Source organism: Winogradskyella sp. ECml5-4 (assembly GCF_036903175.1).
In the GTDB taxonomy this organism is placed as follows: Bacteria; Bacteroidota; Bacteroidia; order Flavobacteriales; family Flavobacteriaceae; genus Winogradskyella; species Winogradskyella damuponensis.
Genome location: NZ_JAYJLF010000047.1, coordinates 1 through 2507, shown reverse-complemented (window position 1 = coordinate 2507; position 2507 = coordinate 1). Strand labels below are relative to the sequence as shown.

The window sequence follows — 2507 nt, the reverse complement described above, 5'->3', positions numbered from 1 at the left end:
ATATAAAAAATAGCTGAGACATTGATATCATTTATTTTTCGTTTCTTTATAGAAGATATTTAAATCCGAAAAGCAGTTGATCATCAAGACGCTACTTTTCATATACGCGCACCGTTAGCACCAATTTGAAAAAATGAATAATTTGAATGACATAAAATATAGAACTACCTTAATTGTCTTCGCTACTCTAATATTTCAATTTGTTGGATGTAAACAGCTACCTGAAAAATCCGAAGAGACTGAAAAATTAAGTAAAGTAAATTTTCATCATATCCATCTAAATGTTACAGACAGAGATTCAACTATTGCGTATTATCAAAAATACTTTGGTGCGACTCAAATAAAATATCGAGAGCGAGTGGATGCTCTTTTTACGGAAAAATCGTTTTTATTAATGAACCTTGTCGATACTGCACCATCAACACATTTAGGTTCAAGTTTATGGCATATTGGTTGGTCAGGTGTGGATGGTCAATCTGAATTTGACTGGAGAGTCAATGAGGGAATAGCGGTTCATACCAACATTACACCTCTTGGTGATAATTTTTGGATGTACTTTCTTGGCCCAGAAAAAGAAGTCATAGAAGTTTATACTGGAAACAAAAATCATAGGTTTGAACATATCCACTTACTATCATCTGATGTTGATAAAACTATGAACTGGTTTGAATCCAATCTAGGATTCCTTCCAGTATATAAAGAAGCGAAGCAATGGCAGAATAACGAGCTTCGATGGAAATGGAATTTATTGACCGTCAATAATATTAATATAATTGTGTTTGGCAAACCAGTTGAGGAAGAATCGTGGCGGACTAATGAAGAAATTAAACCAACAGATGGTAGCTCAATCGATCATATTGGTTTTTCAACTGAAAATATTGAGTTTCTAATGAATAAAATGAAATCTGATGGACTAGATATTGTTCATAATATAAAAATTGACTCTATTCACGGAATGAAAAGTTTTTTTGTTAGAGGTCCTGACAGTCTGTTAGTAGAAATAGTAGAGGAAAAACCAATTCCTGAAGGTATTTGGCGTTGAAAATACTAAAGACTACACTTTTCATTAAATGAACAACAGATTATATAAATGATTAAAAAACTGGTGCTAACACCGTGTATAATTCATTGCTAGTTATAGCCTACTTACGAAAGTCCTCGCGGACTTTCTATCTGTGATTTATTTGCTAACTTTAGTGCTGAAACACGCAACGAAATCATACACAAAACCGTTGGCAACAAGCTAAAAAAACCGAGAATGAACAAAGAGAAATGGAATGAAATAGCGTATTTACTGTCTGAAAACCTACCGACAGATTTAAGCGAAACCGATTTTGGACAAAAAGTTATCCAAGCTTTGAGAATTTTAGACTGGAAAGAATATAAAGGCGAAATCGAAAAAGAACATTCACTTCAATTTGGTTCTGTAAATAAATTAAGACCTGACTTTATTATTAAATCCGAAGATAAGAGATTATTCGTGATTGAAATTAAACTTCCGAGCATTCCAATAAATTCAAATTTTCAGCGTCAGTTGTTTTCCTATATGCGACAATTAAAACTCGAATACGGAATTTTAATTGGACAAGGAATTCAAATCTTTTATGATGGAAATCTAATAAATCAAGATGACCCAATTTTACTCGAAACCATCCAATTTAAAGCAGATAATGAAAAAGGAGAAAAATTTGTTGAGCTATTCAGTAAAGAAAGTTACAGTACAGAATTATTAAAATCGTTCACGCTTAACTCTCTAAAAAAAATAAACCGAAAAGAAGACCACAAAAAACTGACAGAAAAAATACTATCTGAAAATTACCAAGAAAAAATTTCGGAATTAATTAAGCAAGACTTTTTAAGTGAATATGATGGAGAACTAATTGAATCAGTACTGAAAGAACTGAAAATTGAGATAAAAAATAAAAACGCTGAAATTACTCAAACGGAGTTTCCAAAAAGTCAGTTCACAGAACAAAGAATAGTTGATTATTCAAATGGTATTTTACCAATCGAATTGAAACCGTCACTAGAATCGGACTTTAAACGCAGACTTTTATTGACAAAAACAGCTTATATAACGACTTTTTATAAAAATGGAACTTCTAAACAAAAAGTTTGGAATGCTAACAGATTTAAAGAAACTTCGGGAGTTTTAGGAAATTTAAGGTCAAGACCAGAATTCAGAAATGGAAAATGGCAAAAACTCGGAATTGAAAAAGTTTTAGTTTCGATTGACAAATAGAAATCGGAAAGAAAAGCCAGTTGCCAACAACGTATAAAATTAATTGCTTGGTTCTAGCCTACTTACGAAAATCCTCGCGGATTTTCTATTCGGTTTGTATTTGCTAAATTAATTGCTTAAACAACGCAACTAATCTTATACAAAACCGTTGGCAAACATTTAAGAGAATCGTTAACTAATTGAAAATCATCGCTCACTCATTTAGAGTTTCGGAATTACTAAACAAAGAATAGATTTGAAAATAATCTAAACTGAATGAAAAAAA

The 2507-nt window shown here is 31.6% G+C and carries 2 protein-coding genes; both read left to right on the top strand.

The features are described 5' to 3' along the window. The first annotated feature begins 142 nt into the window (after nt 1–142). Nucleotides 143–1042 (top strand): VOC family protein, encoded by a 900-nt coding sequence (locus VDP25_RS17500; RefSeq protein WP_334471911.1) that lies wholly within the window; start codon nt 143–145, stop codon nt 1040–1042. Nucleotides 1043–1258: 216 nt separating this feature from the next. Next, entirely contained in the window at nt 1259–2242 is a 984-nt protein-coding gene (locus VDP25_RS17495) for a type I restriction enzyme HsdR N-terminal domain-containing protein (RefSeq protein WP_334471909.1), read from the top strand. The last annotated feature ends 265 nt before the right edge of the window (nt 2243–2507 follow it).

Bases quoted from the DNA above. Each gene is read 5' to 3' on its own strand.
- VDP25_RS17495 (WP_334471909.1), top strand. From the start codon at position 1,259: ATGAACAAAGAGAAATGGAATGAAATAGCGTATTTACTGTCTGAAAAC.